Genomic DNA, 16,792 nt, shown 5'->3' on the forward strand with positions numbered 1-16,792 from the left:
TGCGGCGGCTGGTTTCTTCAACATATCCCAATGAATCACAAAACCCCCGGCATAGCCAGGGGTTTGTCAGCAGCCTGGGGCGGGCTAAAAGCCCGCCTTTCCTTTTATGCGTCGTACATCTCTTTACATTGCAATTCCGAGGCGACCGGCCAGATCCTGGATATACTGCCATGCAACGCGTCCCGAACGATTTCCGCGCGTCGTGGACCATTCCAGCGCTTCGGTATGCATTTTGGCAGGATCGTAAGCCAGCTTAAAATAGGCTGCATAGCCGTCGACCATAGCGAGGTAATCGTCCTGGCTGCATTTGTGGAAGCCGAGCCAGAGACCGAAACGGTCTGAAAGCGATACTTTTTCCTCTATCGCTTCCGAAGGATTGATTGCCGTTGAGCGCTCATTGTCGATCATGTCGCGTGGCATCAGATGGCGCCGGTTCGACGTCGCATAGAAGATCACATTGCCGGGGCGTCCTTCCACGCCGCCTTCAAGCGCGGCCTTGAGCGACTTGTATGACGTATCGTCATGATCGAAAGAAAGGTCGTCGCAAAACAGGATGAAGCGATAGTCCGTTTCCTTGATGAGATTCATCAATGTCGGAAGACTATCGATATCCTCGCGATGAATTTCGATCAGCTTGAGTGGAGTACGGTCAGGCATTTCTGCGTTCACGCTTGCCTGCGCAGCCTTGACGAGCGAGGATTTGCCCATGCCGCGCGCGCCCCAAAGCAGCACGTTGTTTGCCGGAAATCCTTTTGCAAAGCGCCGGGTATTGTCCACGAGCTGGTCACGTACCAAATCTACGCCACGGATCAGTGCGATATCCACGCGGTTCACATTGTTGACCGGATCAAGGGTCAGGCGCTCAGGCGCCCAGACAAAGCAGTCTGCGGCATCAAGATCGGGTGTTTTGGCTTCCGGCGGCGCGATGCGTTCCAGCGCGGCGATCAAGCGGTCCAGTTTCTGGCTGAGTATGTCTTCGGTCGTCATTTCATGCCCCTAGTGATAGACGAACGGCTTAACATGTCACAGCGGAAGCGAAAAGTGTGCGACCTTGGCGCAGGCGGGATCATCGCCGGTTGCATTTGGCGCGCTAACCATTGTAATGCCGTTAATAATTTGTCTTCGAGACTTCAGAGGAGTTCCTAATGTTCGTAACACCGGCTTTCGCTCAAGCATCCGGCGGCGCTGCTGGACCAGACATGCTCATGAGCATTCTGCCGTTCATCCTGATCTTCGTCATCATGTACTTCCTTATCATCCGTCCGCAGCGGACCCAGATGAAGAAGCGTCAGGAAATGCTTTCCCAGGTTCGCCGCGGCGACACGGTCGTCACCGGCGGCGGCATTGTCGGCAAGGTTCAGAAGGTTGTTGACGACAACGAACTTGAAGTCGAAATCGCTGAGGGCGTTCGCATTCGCGTTATGCGCAGCACGCTGATGGATGTTCGCGTCAAGGGCGAGCCCGTCGCCGACAACAAGAACAAGTAATTCTTTTTACGACACGCAGGCCCCGGTAAGATTTCCATAACCGGGGCCTGCGCATTATTCGGTAAGCGCTAACATATGATGCGCATACCACGACGCCGGAGAGCGGTTCGCAACAGGTGAACTCCGGCCTGCTCTATCCAAGCTGATACGGAATTGCTGCTCTATGCTCTATTTTTCACGCTGGAAATCTGCCCTGATATGGCTCGCGGTTCTCGTGAGTATCGTCATCGCATCCCCTAACTTTTTCTCGCGTGAGACGTTGGCAAAACTGCCAAATTTCCTGCCGAAGCAGCAGATTGCCCTTGGGCTCGATCTTTCGGGTGGCTCGCGTCTGGTCCTGCAAGTGCAAAACCTCGGGCGAGGGGACCTCGAGCGCACAGCCAATATTATGCGGCAGCGTCTGGAGGAGCTTGGTTATGGCAAACCTCTTGTGGAAGAAGAAAACCGCAATCAGATTCGGGTCGAAGTTCCCGGCGTCTATGACGCGCAGCTGCTGAAAGACATTCTCAGCGTTCGCGGCAATTTCTCTTTCCGTGCTGTCGATAGCACCATGTCGCCGGATGATGCCATTCGCGGTACGCCGCCGGCTGACAGTGAAATCATCTATTCCTATGACGATCCGCCTGTCGGCTATCTCGTCAAGAAGCAGCCGATCCTGACTGGCGCCAATGTGACCGACGCCAAGGCGACACTTACGGACAATGATACCGAACCGGTCATTACGCTGATGTTGGACGATGCAGGCCGCAAAAGCCTTGCCGAAGCAACATCGCATCTGGTTGGTGGCAGTTTTGCTATCGTCGTCGATAACCAGATCGTTTCCGCGCCTGCTGTCGATGAGAAGCTGGATACCGACGAGCTGCAGATTTCAGGTGCTTTCGATCTTCAGGCGGCCAACAATATGGCGGTTGTACTGCGTTCCGGCGCGCTGCCGCAGAATGTTACGGTTCTGGAAGAGCGCACGATCGCATCGGCTCTGGGTGAGGACTATGCCAGCGCTGCCGCACTGGCAGCATTGCTTGCGGTGTTGCTTGTCGGCCTGTTCATGGTCTTGTCATACGGCATCCTTGGCGTGATCGCCATGGTCGCACTGGCCGTCAATATCATCATCCTGACAGCCATATTGTCGCTGATCGGCGCTTCGATCAGTCTTGCCAGCATTGCTGGTCTGGTGCTGACCATAGGTCTGGCGGTCGATGCTCACATCCTGATTTACGAACGTGTGCGCGAAGATCGTCGGAAGGGATATTCTGTTGTTCAGGCCATGGAATCCGGCTTCTATCGCGCCCTCTCAACGATTATCGACGCGAATCTCACCACGCTGATTGCTGCGCTCGTTCTGTTCCTGCTCGGTTCAGGAACGGTTCACGGCTTCGCGCTGACGGTGGCAGTCGGTATCGGTACAACGCTCTTTACCACACTCACCTTTACCCGACTGCTGATTGCGCAATGGGTACGCACGGCCAAGCCGAAGGAAGTGCCGAAGCGTCGTCTGAAACTGGTCCCGACTGTAACGCACATTCCGTTTATGCGTCTGCAGTTCGTAACACTTGGTATCTCGGTTCTGGCCTGTGCCATTGTGGTCGCACTGTTCGTCAATATCGGCTTCAATTACGGCATTGATTTCCGTGGCGGCTCGATGGTTGAACTGCAGGCCCGCAGCGGCGACGCCAATCTTGAAGATATCACTGAACGCCTTACCGAACTCAACATCGATAGCGCCCGTGTCCTGCCGGCAAAGTCCCCGCGTTCTGCCCTTGTCATTATTGGCAGTCAGGAAGTTGGCGACGATGCCGAACAAACCGTCGCTGTGAAGCTGCGCGGCGAATTCGAGCAGGATTATTCGTTTCAGCGTGTTGAAGTCGTTGGCCCGACGGTTTCGGAACAGCTTTCCCGCGCCGGTATTCTAGCTGTTATTCTGTCGCTGATCGGAATCTTCATCTACGTATGGGTGCGGTTCCGCTGGCAGCTTGCGCTTGGCGCAGTACTGTCTACCTTGCACGACGTTATCATCCTCGCAGGTATGTTCATTGTGTTCCGCATGGAGTTCAATCTGTGGAGCGTTGCGGCAATCCTGACGATCATCGGTTATTCGCTCAACGATACGGTTGTGATTTACGACCGCGTGCGTGAGAATCTGCGCGTCTATAAAAGCGCACCACTGCCTGCCATCATCGATGCGTCGATCAACCAGACGCTATCGCGTACCTTGCTGACGTCCTTTGTGACCTTTCTCGCGCATATTCCGCTCTATGCCTTCGGCGGTGCTGATATCCGCAGCTTTGCATTGGCACTGAGCGTCGGTATCATCGTTGCGAGCTATTCATCGATCTTCATCGCAGCTCCATTGTTGGTTCAGTTCGGCCTCAAGCCGCGCGGGCCGGATGAATCCAGCGATCAAATGGATGATGAACTGGCACAATCGCTGAATTTGGAAAGCTGAAAATGGCCAAGGGGATAGAGATACGCGAGGCCCATTTTCCGGGCCGTGCTCCCATTGATGCTTATGGGGACGGGGGCTTCCGTTTCGCCGAAATGTCGCATCGTGGGTCCATCCTTTGCCTGCCTTCGGGCATTCATGGCTGGGAACCCGCGACACCGCCGATACTGGGCAAAGCCGATCTCAAGATGATCCTTGAGCAGGCATCCGATATTGAAATTCTTCTGGTGGGGACGGGCATGGATTTGCGCCGTATCCCTGAAGATGTGCGCGCCATCCTGCGCGAACACCGCATTTCTTCCGATCCCATGAGCACGGGTGCAGCCGTCCGAACCTATAATGTGCTTCTGGCCGAAGATCGCGCGGTTGCGGCGGCTCTGATTGCTGTAGACTGATTGCTATGAACGAGAATGAGGCACATTGCCTGGCATTGCTTCGCGAAGCGGACAGGGATCGCTATCTTTCAGTGCTTTACGCATCGGAGGACCATCGGGGCGGTCTGGCTGCATTATACGCGTTCAATGCAGAGGTTGCGCGTATCCGTGATCTGGTCCACGAACCGCTGCCGGGCGAAGTCCGGTTGCAATGGTGGCGCGATCTCATCAATGGCGAGGCGCGAGGCAGTGCTGAAGCGCATCCCGTGGCCGCAGCACTGATCGGCACCATTGAAAAATATGAGCTGCCCCGAGCTGCCTTCGATAATTACTGCGAAGCGCGCATCTTCGATCTTTATGATGACCCGATGCCCAGCCGCAATGATCTGGAAGGTTATTGCGGTGAAACCGCATCGGCTATCATCCAATTAGCCGGCTTTATATTGGACAAAGATGCCGCGCAGGCACAGACGGAAATAGCCGGCCATGCCGGTGTGGCTCAGGCGGTGACCGGCTTGCTTCGCCTTATGCCTATGCATCGGCGGCGCGGGCAAGTCTATGTTCCCGCCGATATGTTGCAGGCGGTCGGCGTGACGCGCGAAATGTTGCTTGCCGGGGATGACAAGGCAGCGATCGGGCGCGTCATCAGCATCATGCTTGCCTTCGCGCGTGAACATCTGGCGATTTTCGAGAAAAACAGATCGCAGCTGCCGAAGAGCCTTGCCCCGGCGTTTCTGCCTTTGGCGCTCGTTCCAGCCTATCTGCGGGCAATTGAGAGTCTTGGCGCGCAGGCCTCCGAAAAGATCGCGGACATTTCCGCGATCCGAAAGCAATGGCTCATGTTTAGAGCCAATTTCTGAGCATTCAAAAAGGACAAGCTTCAGTCCATTCGAACCGAAGCCATCACAATTTCACTCGGCCAGTCCCAACCATTGACGGCAATCGGCCAGAGCGCGAGCAGCAAGCGCGCGCTTCTTGGCGACGGTCTTTTCCTTGCCGCGCAGGCGCTTGCCTTCGGGCTTTGGAACATCGACGGGCGGGAATAGGCCGAAATTCACATTCATCGGCTGGAACGAACGTTTGCCCGGCTCGTCATCCGCCACGATATGCCCACCGGTAATATGACCGAGCAGAGCGCCGAACGCGGTTGTTCCCGGCGGGGGTGGCAGCGTCTGTCCAAGTTTTTCTGCGGCTGTGAAACGGCCTGCCAACAATCCGATGGCAGACGATTCGACATAGCCCTCACAACCGGTCACCTGACCGGCAAAGCGCAATGTCTCGCGCGATTTCAGGCGAAGCGTACCGTCGAGCAATACTGGAGAATTCAGATAGGTGTTGCGGTGAAGGCCGCCCAGGCGTGCGAACTCCGCATTCTCCAGACCGGGAATCATTTTGAAAATGTCCGTCTGCGAGCCGTATTTCAGCTTCGTCTGGAAGCCGACCATGTTGTAGAGCGTGCCGAGTGCATTGTCCTGACGGAGCTGCACGACAGCATAAGCCTTTACGGTCGGATTATGAGCATTGGTGAGGCCCATCGGCTTCATCGGGCCATGACGCAAGGTTTCCGGTCCGCGTTCGGCCATCACTTCGATCGGCAGGCAACCATCGAAATAGGGTGTGCCTTCCCATTCCTTGAAGTCGGTCTTGTCGCCTTCAACCAATGCGGCCACGAACGCCTCATACTGCTCCTTGTCCATGGGGCAGTTGATATAGTCTTTCCCGGTGCCGCCGGGGCCAACCTTGTCATAGCGCGACTGAAACCAGCAGACATCCATATTGATCGAATCAAAATGGATGATCGGCGCGATGGCATCAAAGAAGGCCAGAGCATCAGCACCGGTCTGCGCCTGGATGGCTTCAGCCAGTGAAGGCGCGGTCAGAGGTCCGGTGGCAACGATGCTCGTTCCCCATTCCTCTGGCGGAAGACCGGTCACTTCTTCCCGAACGATTGTAATCAGTGGATGGGCTTCAAGCTTGGCAGTGACGGCCTGCGAAAAGCCTTCGCGGTCGACAGCCAATGCGCCGCCAGCCGGAACCTGATGGGCATCGGCGCACGCCATGATGAGCGATCCGGCAAGGCGCATTTCGGCATGAAGAACGCCGACGGCATTGGTTTCGGCATCATCCGAGCGGAAAGAGTTGGAACAGACGAGCTCTGCAAGCTGCTCGGTCTTGTGGGCATCGGTACCGCGCACGGGGCGCATTTCGTGCAGTATGACGGGCACGCCCGCCTGCGCGAGCTGCCATGCAGCTTCAGAACCAGCAAGGCCGCCGCCGACGACGTGAACGGGAGAAAGATCGGATGTGTTTGACATGGGTCATTCCCTTATCGCCTTTGTTGAACGCCTTCAATGGAGAAGGCTCGCTGAGGATGGGAATCGAGCCGCAAAAAGAAATGGCATCCGTCGCGGGAGGAGGAGCGACGGATGCCATTATGGTAAGACCGGCATTGGGAGGAGGAGAACCGGTCTTGTTATCGCAAAACCTGGGAGGAGGATGGTTCTGCGATGAACCAGGTCTGGTGGGAGGAGGAGCCAGACTTGGATAAACCCATATCGGGATAAACTGTGAGGCTCGTTAATTAGCGAGCCCTGGTCTTTAACGGGTCTTGGTCTGGCGAGCCACGAACGGAATGTCCGCGCGGGAGATGCCAAGATCGTTCAGCTCACGGGTGGAGAGCTGGCTGAGTTCATTGACGGTGTCGCGGTAACGGCGCCAGTTGTTGTAAGAGCGGATAAGGTTCATCGTGCTATTCCTTCATCGTTGAGGAACTGGAGTTCTGTTCAATTCATCTCGTTTGTTGCCCATTATATAAGCTATTGTTTTCGCAGGTTGCAGACCCGAGTTTGCATAGCTGCTCTGCGGGTTCTGCACGACACGTTAAATCGATTAGACTGGTAGGGCACAAAATTGCCGCAAAGCGATTTGATCCACTCTTTGCCTACAGTGTGGTTTCCTATATGTTCTCAACCGCTTACGGTTGCGATAGCGACAACTGCCAGAATAACCAGGAGCTAATTTGTCATTTTCCATTTCTGTTGAACGCTTGATCGAGAGATGGCAGCGGGACGGTCTGATCGATGCCGAGACAGCATCGAAACTGAATGCCGATCTTGAAAAGCGTGCTGCGGTCTTCAGCCTAGGTTCCGTTCTGGCTACGCTTGGCGGGCTGCTTCTCGGAGCAGCCGTTATCATGCTGGTTGCTGCGAACTGGCAGGAAATGCCACGCCTGATGCGCATCGGCCTCATATTCGTTCTGATATGGGTGAGCTATCTCGGCGGAGCCTGGCGACAATCGCGTGGTGACAAACTGTTCCCAGCAGCACTATACGTCGTGGGGGCTGCATCGTTTGGGGCAGGGCTGGCGCTCGTGGGGCAAATGTATCATTTGTCTGGCGATCTCCATTCCGCCGCAATCTATTGGTCTGTGGGCGTTCTGGTTTCAGCTTTTCTCTTGCGCGCGCCGGTACTGGCGGCGTTCGGGGCTGGTGTCGCCTGCTTTTATCTCTCGACCTACGTATTTGATACGTCGTCCTATGATGACATGGCTTATCGTTGGATCGGACCGCTGCTTTTGCTGTTCGGTGCTGCGGCGGCCTTGTTCACACGCTCGCGACATGCGGCGCATTTATGGGCCGCGTTCTCCATCGGTTGGGCTTTGCTCGTTTATGCCGAGCATGAGAGCAATACGGTACTGGTGCTTATGCTAGTCGCGGGAATCGGTTTGATACTGGCTGACGGATTGGCCCATGTGACGCTGCAGAGACTGACCCGCTTCGCCCATCCGCTTGCGGCATACGGCCTGCTTCTGGCACTGTTGTCACTTGTTACACTTCAGCTCAACCAGATGTTCTCCTATTCCGGTGTTACCGCAAGTCTGGATCGGGACATATTATATAGCATGTTCATATTGGCGCTTTCGGTCGGAGCCATTGCTATTGGTGGTCGGAATAACGGTGGCTTGCGTTCGATAGCCTATGCTGCATTTTCAATCGAAGTCCTCTATCTGGCTTTCGAGACTGTCGGTACGATGATCGGCACATCCGGCTTCTTCCTGACTGCGGGTATTCTCGTGTTGCTGCTGGCTGCATTTGTGCGACGTATGGAGAACCGTTTCGGAAGGAAAAGCAGCGTGGAGCTTCATCCATGACCATTCGGTTCAAATGGCTCTATGTCGGAGCAACCATCACTGCATTGCTGCAAACAGGCATTCTTTATGCAGGCATAGAGAAACGTGCCTCTGTCTTGCGTTCCGGCACGGAAGTGACACTTCAGACGGAACCGTTCGACCCGCGCGACCTGATGCGCGGTGATTATGTTGTTCTGGGTTACGAGATTTCCAGTCTGTCACGAAAAGACATTCAAGGCGAACGACCTGCCGGTTCGCGTACTGTATATGTGGTGGTGAAGCCCGATGCGAACGGAATAGCACGCTTTTCTCGCGCCTCATTCCATCCGTTTTCGGAACTCGCCTCAGGCGAAGTGCAGATTCGGGGCGAAGCTACCTATTCCATCTCTGATGATCCGCAATCGAATATCCGTCTCAATTTCGGCATTGAACGGTATTATGTACCCGAAGGGCAGGGACGTGCGATTGAGGACAGCCAGCGGAAGAGGCGGATTACTGCCGTTGTGGCGGTTGATCAGAACGGAATGCCTGTCATCAAAGCCCTGCAGGAAGACGGACGACAGCTTTATCAGGAGCCACTTTATTGATCCTGATATCACGCCCTGTTTCAAAAGGGTTGGCTGACGCGACAGGATCGCTATATAGAGACGGAAAGGGTAGTCTGATCGAACCTTGCAAATCTATGCAGGGAAGGCGGCTTTTTTCCTTTGAACCGGGAAAATTGGATGATATAGAGACGCGCGCTTTCGAGGGGCGGTTCAATATCTGAGACGAATTATAGTGCGTTCTGAGGAATGTGCTTCGGTTCAGAAGCGGATGTGGCGAAATTGGTAGACGCACCAGATTTAGGTTCTGGCGGGAGACCGTGGGGGTTCGAGTCCCTCCATCCGCACCAACTGCCATAAGGCAAAAGAATTTCTCTCCCGCGACAAGGCAAACAGGCCGGTGACGGCGGGACAATGACAAGAAGTGAAGGTTTGAACATGCAGGTTACCGAAACGCTCAATGAAGGGCTGAAGCGCGAGATCAAAGTCGTGGTTCCGGCCAAGGACCTCGAAGCCAAGCTCGCAGAGCGGCTGGAAACTGCGCGTGACCGCGCACGCATCAACGGTTTCCGTCCGGGCAAGGTGCCTGCGGCTCACCTCCGCAAGATGTACGGCAAGTCCTTCATGGCGGAAATCGTCAACGAAATCCTCAACGACTCGTCGCGCTCGCTTCTCGCTGAACGTAACGAAAAGTCGGCTACGCAGCCTGAAGTCATCATGTCGGAAGACGAAAAAGAGGCCGAACAGGTTCTCGACGGCAAGGCCGATTTCGTTTTCTCGCTGAACTACGAAGTTCTGCCGGCAATCGAAGTCAAGGATTTCTCAAAGATCGCCGTTACCCGTGAAGTTGTCGATATTTCCGATGAGGAAGTTGACGATCAGGTCAAGCGCATCGCTTCGTCCACCCGCACCTTCGAGACCAAGAAGGGCAAGGCCGAAAATGAAGATCGCGTCACGATCGATTATCTGGGCAAGCTCGACGGCGAACCATTTGAAGGCGGCGCGGACAATGATGCGCAGCTTGTTCTCGGTTCCGGCCAGTTCATTCCGGGCTTCGAAGAACAGCTCGTTGGCGTCAAGGCCGGTGATGAGAAGGTTATCAACGTAACTTTCCCTGCTGAATACGGCGCTGCTCATCTGGCTGGCAAGGAAGCTACCTTCGACATCAAGGTCAAGGAAGTTGCCAAGCCGAACGAACTCGTTCTCGATGACGAAACGGCCAAGAAGCTCGGCATCGAATCGCTTGAGCGCCTGCGTCAGGTTGTTCGTGAACAGATCGAAAGCCAGTACGGCCAGATCACCCGCCAGAAGGTAAAGCGTCAGATTCTCGACGCCTTGGATGGCGACTACCAGTTCGAAACGCCGCAGAAGCTTGTTGACGCCGAGTTCAACAACATCTGGCAGCAGATCAACTTCGATCTGCAGCAGGCTGGCCGCACGTTCGAAGATGAAGAAACCACCGAAGAAGCTGCTCGCGAAGAATATCGCAAGCTTGCTGAGCGTCGCGTGCGCCTCGGTCTGGTTCTGTCGGAAATCGGTGAAAAGGCTGGTGTTGAAGTTTCTGAAGAAGAACTGCAGCGCGCTGTTTACGACCAGGTTCGTCGCTATCCGGGCCAGGAAAAGGAAATCTACGAATTCCTGCGCAAGACACCGGATGCCGTTGCCAATCTTCGCGCACCGATCTTTGAAGAAAAGGTCGTTGACCATCTGCTCGCCAACATCAATGTGACCGACAAGAAGGTTTCGAAGGAAGAGCTGACGGCTGAGGACGAAGATGCTGCTTCGGAAGCAAAGCCTGCCAAGAAGGCTGCTGCCAAGAAGAAGGCCGCTCCGAAGAAGAAGGCCGACGAAGGTAAGTCCGAAGAGGCTTGATCTTCGCTTCAAGCATGAATTTGGAGAGGCCGCGCTATGCGCGGCCTTTTCGTTTTGCCATCACGGAAATGGTGGCTGAAAAGCTTGCATCCGGTGGGGCTTTGCTCTAGCCAATACAACAATCAGTTTCAGCCCAATCACAGTATTGTCGAGCCAGTAATGTCCCTAATCGATACGCGTATACCTGAACCCAAACGCTTTATCTCCGGCGCGACCGGCGACTGGGAAGTCGTCATCGGCATGGAAGTCCATGCGCAGGTCACGTCAGAATCGAAGCTGTTCTCCGGCGCCTCCACTTCGTTCGGCGCCGAGCCTAATTCGAATGTTTCTCTGGTTGATGCGGCGATGCCGGGCATGCTGCCGGTCATCAATCTGGAATGCGTCAAGCAGGCGGTTCGCACAGGCATCGGGCTCAATGCTCAGATCAATCTGAAATCGGTTTTTGACCGCAAGAACTATTTCTATCCCGATCTGCCGCAGGGCTATCAGATTTCGCAGTTCAAGCAGCCGATCGTTGGTGAAGGCAAGATCATGATTTCGGTCGGCCCGGACAATAAGGGCCAGTTCGAAGACGTGGAAATCGGCATCGAGCGCCTGCATCTGGAACAGGATGCAGGCAAGTCCATGCACGACCAGCATCCGACCATGTCCTACGTCGACCTGAACCGTTCTGGCGTAGCGTTGATGGAAATCGTGTCGAAGCCGGACTTGCGCTCCTCCGATGAAGCGCGCGCTTATCTGACCAAGCTGCGCACGATTGTCCGCTATCTTGGCACGTGCGACGGCAATATGGATGAAGGATCGATGCGCGCCGACGTCAACGTTTCGGTACGTCGTCCAGGCGGCGAGTTCGGTACGCGTTGCGAAATCAAGAACGTCAACTCGATCCGCTTCGTCGGTCAGGCGATTGAATATGAGGCTCGTCGTCAGATTGCCATTCTTGAGGATGGAGGTTCTATCGATCAGGAAACACGTTTGTTCGATCCGGTAAAGGGCGAAACCCGGTCCATGCGTTCCAAGGAAGAAGCGCACGACTATCGTTATTTCCCCGACCCGGATCTGCTGCCACTTGAATTCGATCAGGCGTTCGTGGACGCGTTGGCAGCGGAACTGCCGGAACTGCCGGACGTCAAGAAAGATCGTCTGGTCGAGAAGCTCGGCATTTCGGTTTATGACGCCTCAATTCTGGTCACGGAAAAGGCCATCGCGGATTACTATGAAGCTGTCTGTGATGGTCGCGATGGTAAGGCCGCTGCAAACTGGGTCATCAACGACCTTCTTGGTGCTCTGAACAAGGCGGGCAAGGAGATCGAGGAATCACCTGTATCACCCGCCCAGCTCGGCGCGATTATCGATCTGATCAAGGATGGTACGATTTCCGGCAAGATCGCCAAGGATCTTTTCGAGATCGTCTGGAATGAGGGCGGCGATCCGAAGACGCTCGTTGAAGAACGCGGCATGAAGCAGGTCACGGACACCGGCGCCATCGAGAAGGCCGTGGACGATGTCATCGCCGCCAACCCGGAAAAGGTCGAGCAGGCAAAGGCCAAGCCAACGCTTGCTGGCTGGTTCGTCGGGCAGGTCATGAAGGCAACCGGCGGCAAGGCCAACCCGCAGTCTGTCAATGAACTGGTCAAGGCCAAGCTCGGGATCGAAGAGTAATGTGGGTCAGAAGTGCGACGGAGGCCGATCTCAAGGCAGTACATGAGCTGCTTGTATCGACTTGGCACGCGACCTTCGATGATATTCTCGGGCGGGAAATGGTGGATGCCGTTACCGCCCAGTGGCACAGCATTGCTGTTCTGAAGGCCAATCTGAAGAAGCCTTATTCGGAGTTCATCGTCGCCGATAATGGCAATGGCGGCATTGACGGTATGGCTTTTGCCAGCCAATCCGAAGAAGGCAAGGCTTCGCTGCATCAGCTTTATGTTCGTCCGGACGCGCAAGTGCAGGGCATCGGGACAATGCTTCTTGCTGAAATGGAGATGGCTTTTCCTGGCGTTCAAAAGATGAAGCTTGAGGTGATCGAAAGAAACACCAAAGCGGTGAATTTCTACGAGCGCAAGGGCTATACCAAAGTCGGGCGCAATGAAGATTGGGGTGATCCCAATTGCAAGGAACCTGTGCTGGTGATGGAAAAGCCGCTCGAAGGCTGGAGCATGTAAAGCATGTCTCCCCAAAGCGGGAACCGGTTTGGGGATCAAGACATGCCAGAACACAAAAGCCTGAAGCGCGTAGCGCTTTGGGCTCATCATACTCTTGTGACAGCGGCAACTTGACCCTTGCCATGGCTGGTCGATAGGGCCATAAGCATGAAAACCCGGTGGTTTCGGTCACCTGTGGCAATAATGGATCTGGAATAGGTCATGAAGAAATTTATTACGCAAGTTTTCACCTGGTGGAACGGCCAGACGCTCGGCACGCGGTTTCATACGTGGCGCAAAGGCGAGCGCGTCGGTGAGGACGAGTTCGGCAATATCTATTATCAGGGCGGCAAGGACTCCGAGGGTCGCACACGCCGCTGGGTAATCTTCAATGGCTATGCGGAAGCAAGCGCCATTCCTCCGGGCTGGCATGGCTGGATACATCATCGCGTCGACACGCCGCCCTCCAAGGAAGATTACAAGCCGCGCGACTGGCAGAAGCCGCATCTGCAGAACCTGACCGGTTCGCCGCTGGCTTATCGTCCGAAAGGCGCTATTGCTCGTCCGGGTGCGGAGCCTGCGGAACGTCCGCGCGTGACCGGCGAATACGATGCCTGGACACCGGGCAACTGATAATCGGTTTTGATTTTTGTCCGGCGCATCCATCCATCTGCGCCGGATTTCTTATATGTCCGCCTTTTGATGCTATAGCGGAAAAGGTTTGAGGATAGACGGCTTGCTTCATGCTTATGGCTGTATTGCGGCTTGCGACAGGGCAACGAATCGTCACATTTCATGCTTAGGAATTGTTCCGGCTTAATTTAAACCCTTTGGATGCGGATCTCCGTTTTGACGAAGCAATCTCACGGCGCAGCTGGTAACGGGAAAAACTCGATCAAAAGGACTGTACAAGTTGCCTTGATTTCATTCATGGCGATCACCAGCAGCTTTCAGACAGCCATGGCTGAACGCATCACCAACCCGGTTGCTGAGTTCTCGGGTCTCGATAAAATTACCGGACGTATCACGACATTCGATGTCTATATCAATGAGACGGTTCAGTTTGGTGCGCTGCAGGTAACGCCGAAAGTTTGCTATTCTCGTACCGAAGATGAAGCGCCACGCACGGATGGCTTTGTTGAAGTCGATGAAATTACGCTGGATCGCAAGATTCGCCGTATCTTCACCGGCTGGATGTTTGCCGATAGCCCAGGTCTTAACGCTGTCGAGCACCCGATCTATGACGTCTGGCTGAAGAACTGCAAGCAGAAGTCGGAAGTGCCTCCGCCGGATCAGCGTAACTAACGGCAGCCATTTCAGAAACGCGCGATCCCGTCGAGCGCGTTTTCCAGCAATTTCTCATATTTTTTTCGTGGAACTTCGACAGCGCCAAATCTTTCGAGATGTGGCGTCGTAAACTGCGTGTCGAGAAGCACGAAACCTCGGCTGACCAGATGCTGGACCAGATAGGCAAGGCAGACCTTCGACGCATCCCGCTTGCGGGTGAACATGCTTTCACCGAAAAAGGCGCGCCCGAGCGTCACGCCATACAGCCCACCGACGAGCTGTCCCTCATGCCAGGCTTCAACGGTGTGGCAATGTCCGATCTCGAACAATTTCCTGTAGGCTTCTCGGATTGGCCTATTGATCCATGTGCGCGCGCGTTCGCCGGTTCCGCTGGCACAACCTTCGATCACGCCATCGAAATCACTGTCGAGTCTTATATCAAAAATGCCTTGGCGGATGGTCTTCTGAAGGCTTTTCGGCATGTGGAAGCTGTCGAGGGGTATAACACCGCGCCTCTCGGGACGAACCCAGAAGACTTCCGGGTCGTCGGCTTCTTCTGCCATGGGAAATATTCCCGTGGCATAGGCCCGCAGGAGCAACTCCGGTTCGATTGAATAGTCGTCCGGGGACACTCCTGCGGTCACTTTCGTCAGGCGTTTTTGGTTTTCGTGGCCAGATATTTTTCCAGCCAATGAATGTCGTAATCGCCGTTAGCAATGTCCTGATTGGCGATCAGGTCCTGGAAGAGAGGAAGCGTGGTTTTGACACCATCCACCACGAACTCGTCCAGCGCGCGGCGCAGACGCATCATGCATTCGACGCGATTGCGACCGTGCACGATGAGCTTGCCGATAAGGCTGTCGTAATAAGGCGGAATACGGTAACCGGAATAGACACCCGAATCTACACGGATGCCAAGCCCACCCGGCGTATGATAATGCGTGATCAAGCCCGGCGAAGGCGCAAATGTCAGCGGATCTTCAGCGTTGATCCGGCATTCGATGGCGTGGCCGGAGAACCGGATATCCTTCTGCTTGACCGACAGGCCGAGGCCGGCTGCAACTCTGATCTGTTCATGAACGAGATCAATGCCTGTGATGGCTTCCGTGATTGGATGCTCCACCTGAAGGCGCGTATTCATTTCGATGAAATAGAACTCGCCGTCCTCATAAAGGAACTCGATCGTTCCCGCACCGCGATATCCCAGCTCCGCACAGGCGTTGGCGCAAACCATGCCGATCTTGTCGCGTGCTTCGGCATTGAGCGCCGGTGAATTGGCTTCTTCCCAAACCTTCTGGTGGCGCCGCTGCAACGAGCAGTCGCGCTCACCCAGATGAATGGCATTGCCTGCACCATCGCCCATGACCTGTACTTCGATGTGGCGCGGCTTTTCGAGATACTTCTCGATATAGACCGCGTCGTCACCAAAGGCTGCTCCTGCTTCGGAGCGGGCGGTTGCGAGGGCCACAGAAAGATCTTCCTCGCTGCGGGCGACCTTCATGCCACGTCCGCCACCACCGGCCGAAGCCTTGATGATGACGGGATAGCCGATTTCCTTTGCAACGCGAGCCGCTTCCGCGTCATCCGTCACGCCGCCGTCAGAACCCGGAACGACCGGAATGCCGAGACGCTTTGCAGTACGCTTGGCTTCAATCTTGTCGCCCATGATGCGGATATGTGAAGCGGTGGGGCCGATGAAGGTAATGCTGTGCGCTTCAAGAATTTCCGCAAACTTGGCATTTTCCGACAGGAAGCCGTAACCCGGATGGATTGCGTCGGCACCGGTGATTTCGCAAGCAGCGACGATCTGATGAATGTTCAGATAGCTGTCGCGCGACGGCGGCGGCCCGATGCAAACGCTTTCGTCTGCCAGACGCACATGCATCGCATCGGCATCTGCCGTGGAGTGAACGGCGACGGTCTTGATGCCCAGTTCCTTACAAGCCCTGAGCACGCGAAGAGCGATTTCGCCACGATTGGCTATGAGTATCTTTTGAAACATTGCGCTTTGCTGCCCGTTCATTGAATAAGCCGTAATCTGTTGTCTTATTCGATTACGACGAGCGGCTCACCGAATTCAACCGGCTGGGCGTCTTCGATGAGAATGGCCTTGACCGTACCAGCACGTGGGGCCGGGATTTGGTTCATGGTCTTCATGGCTTCGATGATGAGAAGCGTCTGACCTTCCTTCACCTGTGCGCCAACCTCGATGAAGTTGCGGGCGCCTGGAGCAGGAGCAAGATAGGCAGTGCCAACCATCGGCGACGGAACGGCGTTCTTCGACAAATCGGCCTTGGTTGGTTCAGCGGCTGCAGCAGCTGGCGCGGCCGGAGCGGCAGCAACAGGAGCTGCAGCAGGCATAACGGTTGCTGCCGCCTGAACCGTGACCTTGCGCGAAACGCGGATACGCAGATCACCGTGTTCCACTTCGATATCGGTCAGGTCGGTTTCATTGAGAATATCCGCCAGATCGCGGATCGTTTCCTTGTCGATGACGGAATTTTTGCTGGACAT

17 protein-coding genes and 1 tRNA gene are annotated in these 16,792 nt (G+C 55.2%); 12 read left to right on the forward strand and 6 right to left on the reverse strand.

All coding sequences use genetic code 11. The annotated features are described in order from the left end of the window. Positions 1-123: 123 nt before the first annotated feature. A complete protein-coding gene (locus JNC70_RS14885; RefSeq protein ID WP_104757283.1) occupies positions 124-987 on the reverse strand; it encodes an ATP-binding protein in 864 nt (287 codons plus the stop codon). Positions 988-1,145: 158 nt separating this feature from the next. On the opposite strand from JNC70_RS14885, the gene yajC reads away from it, so the two are divergent. From yajC to JNC70_RS14905, 4 genes are all read left to right on the forward strand, one after another. Beyond that, positions 1,146-1,487, forward strand: coding sequence for a preprotein translocase subunit YajC (gene yajC / locus JNC70_RS14890; protein WP_006466672.1), 342 nt, complete (start codon positions 1,146-1,148; stop codon positions 1,485-1,487). 163 nt (positions 1,488-1,650) lie between these two features. After that, on the forward strand, positions 1,651-3,930 hold the full coding sequence (gene secDF / locus JNC70_RS14895; protein ID WP_245414812.1) for a protein translocase subunit SecDF: 2,280 nt from the start codon (positions 1,651-1,653) through the stop codon (positions 3,928-3,930). A 2-nt stretch (positions 3,931-3,932) separates the two neighbouring features. Continuing rightward, entirely contained in the window at positions 3,933-4,322 is a 390-nt protein-coding gene (locus JNC70_RS14900) for an Mth938-like domain-containing protein (protein WP_061346414.1), read from the forward strand. A gap of 5 nt (positions 4,323-4,327) precedes the next feature. After that, a complete protein-coding gene (locus JNC70_RS14905; RefSeq protein ID WP_104757281.1) occupies positions 4,328-5,161 on the forward strand; it encodes a phytoene/squalene synthase family protein in 834 nt (277 codons plus the stop codon). Positions 5,162-5,212: 51 nt separating this feature from the next. Here the strand turns inward: JNC70_RS14905 and trmFO are convergent, their stop codons facing one another. Both trmFO and JNC70_RS14915 read right to left on the reverse strand, forming a co-directional pair. Continuing rightward, the gene (gene trmFO / locus JNC70_RS14910) at positions 5,213-6,616 is read right to left on the reverse strand and encodes a methylenetetrahydrofolate--tRNA-(uracil(54)-C(5))-methyltransferase (FADH(2)-oxidizing) TrmFO (RefSeq protein WP_104757280.1); all 1,404 of its coding nucleotides are present in this window, start codon (positions 6,614-6,616) and stop codon (positions 5,213-5,215) included. A gap of 283 nt (positions 6,617-6,899) precedes the next feature. Beyond that, positions 6,900-7,046 (reverse strand): DUF1127 domain-containing protein, encoded by a 147-nt coding sequence (locus JNC70_RS14915; protein ID WP_104757279.1) that lies wholly within the window; start codon positions 7,044-7,046, stop codon positions 6,900-6,902. 274 nt (positions 7,047-7,320) lie between these two features. Here JNC70_RS14915 and JNC70_RS14920 point away from each other — a divergent pair, with 274 nt between their 5' ends. From JNC70_RS14920 to JNC70_RS14955, 8 genes are all read left to right on the forward strand, one after another. Further along, a complete protein-coding gene (locus JNC70_RS14920) occupies positions 7,321-8,451 on the forward strand; it encodes a DUF2157 domain-containing protein (RefSeq protein WP_104757278.1) in 1,131 nt (376 codons plus the stop codon). Further along, positions 8,448-9,017 (forward strand): GDYXXLXY domain-containing protein, encoded by a 570-nt coding sequence (locus tag JNC70_RS14925; RefSeq protein WP_104757277.1) that lies wholly within the window; start codon positions 8,448-8,450, stop codon positions 9,015-9,017. The genes JNC70_RS14920 and JNC70_RS14925 overlap by 4 nt, the downstream gene beginning before the upstream one ends. Before the next feature lie 225 nt (positions 9,018-9,242). Next, positions 9,243-9,325, forward strand: a tRNA-Leu gene (locus tag JNC70_RS14930). Positions 9,326-9,413: 88 nt separating this feature from the next. Beyond that, complete coding sequence (gene tig, locus JNC70_RS14935; protein ID WP_280952377.1) at positions 9,414-10,847, forward strand: trigger factor; 1,434 nt, start codon at positions 9,414-9,416, stop codon at positions 10,845-10,847. Positions 10,848-11,006: 159 nt separating this feature from the next. Beyond that, a complete protein-coding gene (gene gatB, locus JNC70_RS14940) occupies positions 11,007-12,509 on the forward strand; it encodes an Asp-tRNA(Asn)/Glu-tRNA(Gln) amidotransferase subunit GatB (protein WP_104757275.1) in 1,503 nt (500 codons plus the stop codon). Continuing rightward, the gene (locus JNC70_RS14945) at positions 12,509-13,012 is read left to right on the forward strand and encodes a GNAT family N-acetyltransferase (RefSeq protein WP_104757274.1); all 504 of its coding nucleotides are present in this window, start codon (positions 12,509-12,511) and stop codon (positions 13,010-13,012) included. Before gatB ends, JNC70_RS14945 begins: the two co-directional genes overlap by 1 nt. Positions 13,013-13,213: 201 nt before the next feature. Next, on the forward strand, positions 13,214-13,624 hold the full coding sequence (locus tag JNC70_RS14950; protein WP_104757273.1) for an NADH:ubiquinone oxidoreductase subunit NDUFA12: 411 nt from the start codon (positions 13,214-13,216) through the stop codon (positions 13,622-13,624). 201 nt (positions 13,625-13,825) lie between these two features. After that, the gene (locus tag JNC70_RS14955) at positions 13,826-14,296 is read left to right on the forward strand and encodes a DUF2155 domain-containing protein (protein ID WP_104757272.1); all 471 of its coding nucleotides are present in this window, start codon (positions 13,826-13,828) and stop codon (positions 14,294-14,296) included. Between the two features lie 11 nt (positions 14,297-14,307). On the opposite strand, the gene aat is transcribed toward JNC70_RS14955, so the two are convergent. The 3 genes from aat to accB are packed head-to-tail and all read right to left on the reverse strand — an operon-like array spanning position 14,308 to position 16,792. Continuing rightward, complete coding sequence (gene aat, locus JNC70_RS14960; RefSeq protein WP_104757286.1) at positions 14,308-14,877, reverse strand: leucyl/phenylalanyl-tRNA--protein transferase; 570 nt, start codon at positions 14,875-14,877, stop codon at positions 14,308-14,310. Between the two features lie 50 nt (positions 14,878-14,927). Then, positions 14,928-16,280, reverse strand: coding sequence for an acetyl-CoA carboxylase biotin carboxylase subunit (gene accC, locus JNC70_RS14965; protein WP_104757271.1), 1,353 nt, complete (start codon positions 16,278-16,280; stop codon positions 14,928-14,930). 44 nt (positions 16,281-16,324) lie between these two features. Continuing rightward, positions 16,325-16,792, reverse strand: coding sequence for an acetyl-CoA carboxylase biotin carboxyl carrier protein (gene accB / locus JNC70_RS14970; protein ID WP_104757270.1), 468 nt, complete (start codon positions 16,790-16,792; stop codon positions 16,325-16,327).

Origin of the sequence: Brucella oryzae, from assembly GCF_041929965.1 — a bacterium.
GTDB classification, from domain to species: domain Bacteria; phylum Pseudomonadota; class Alphaproteobacteria; order Rhizobiales; family Rhizobiaceae; genus Brucella; species Brucella oryzae.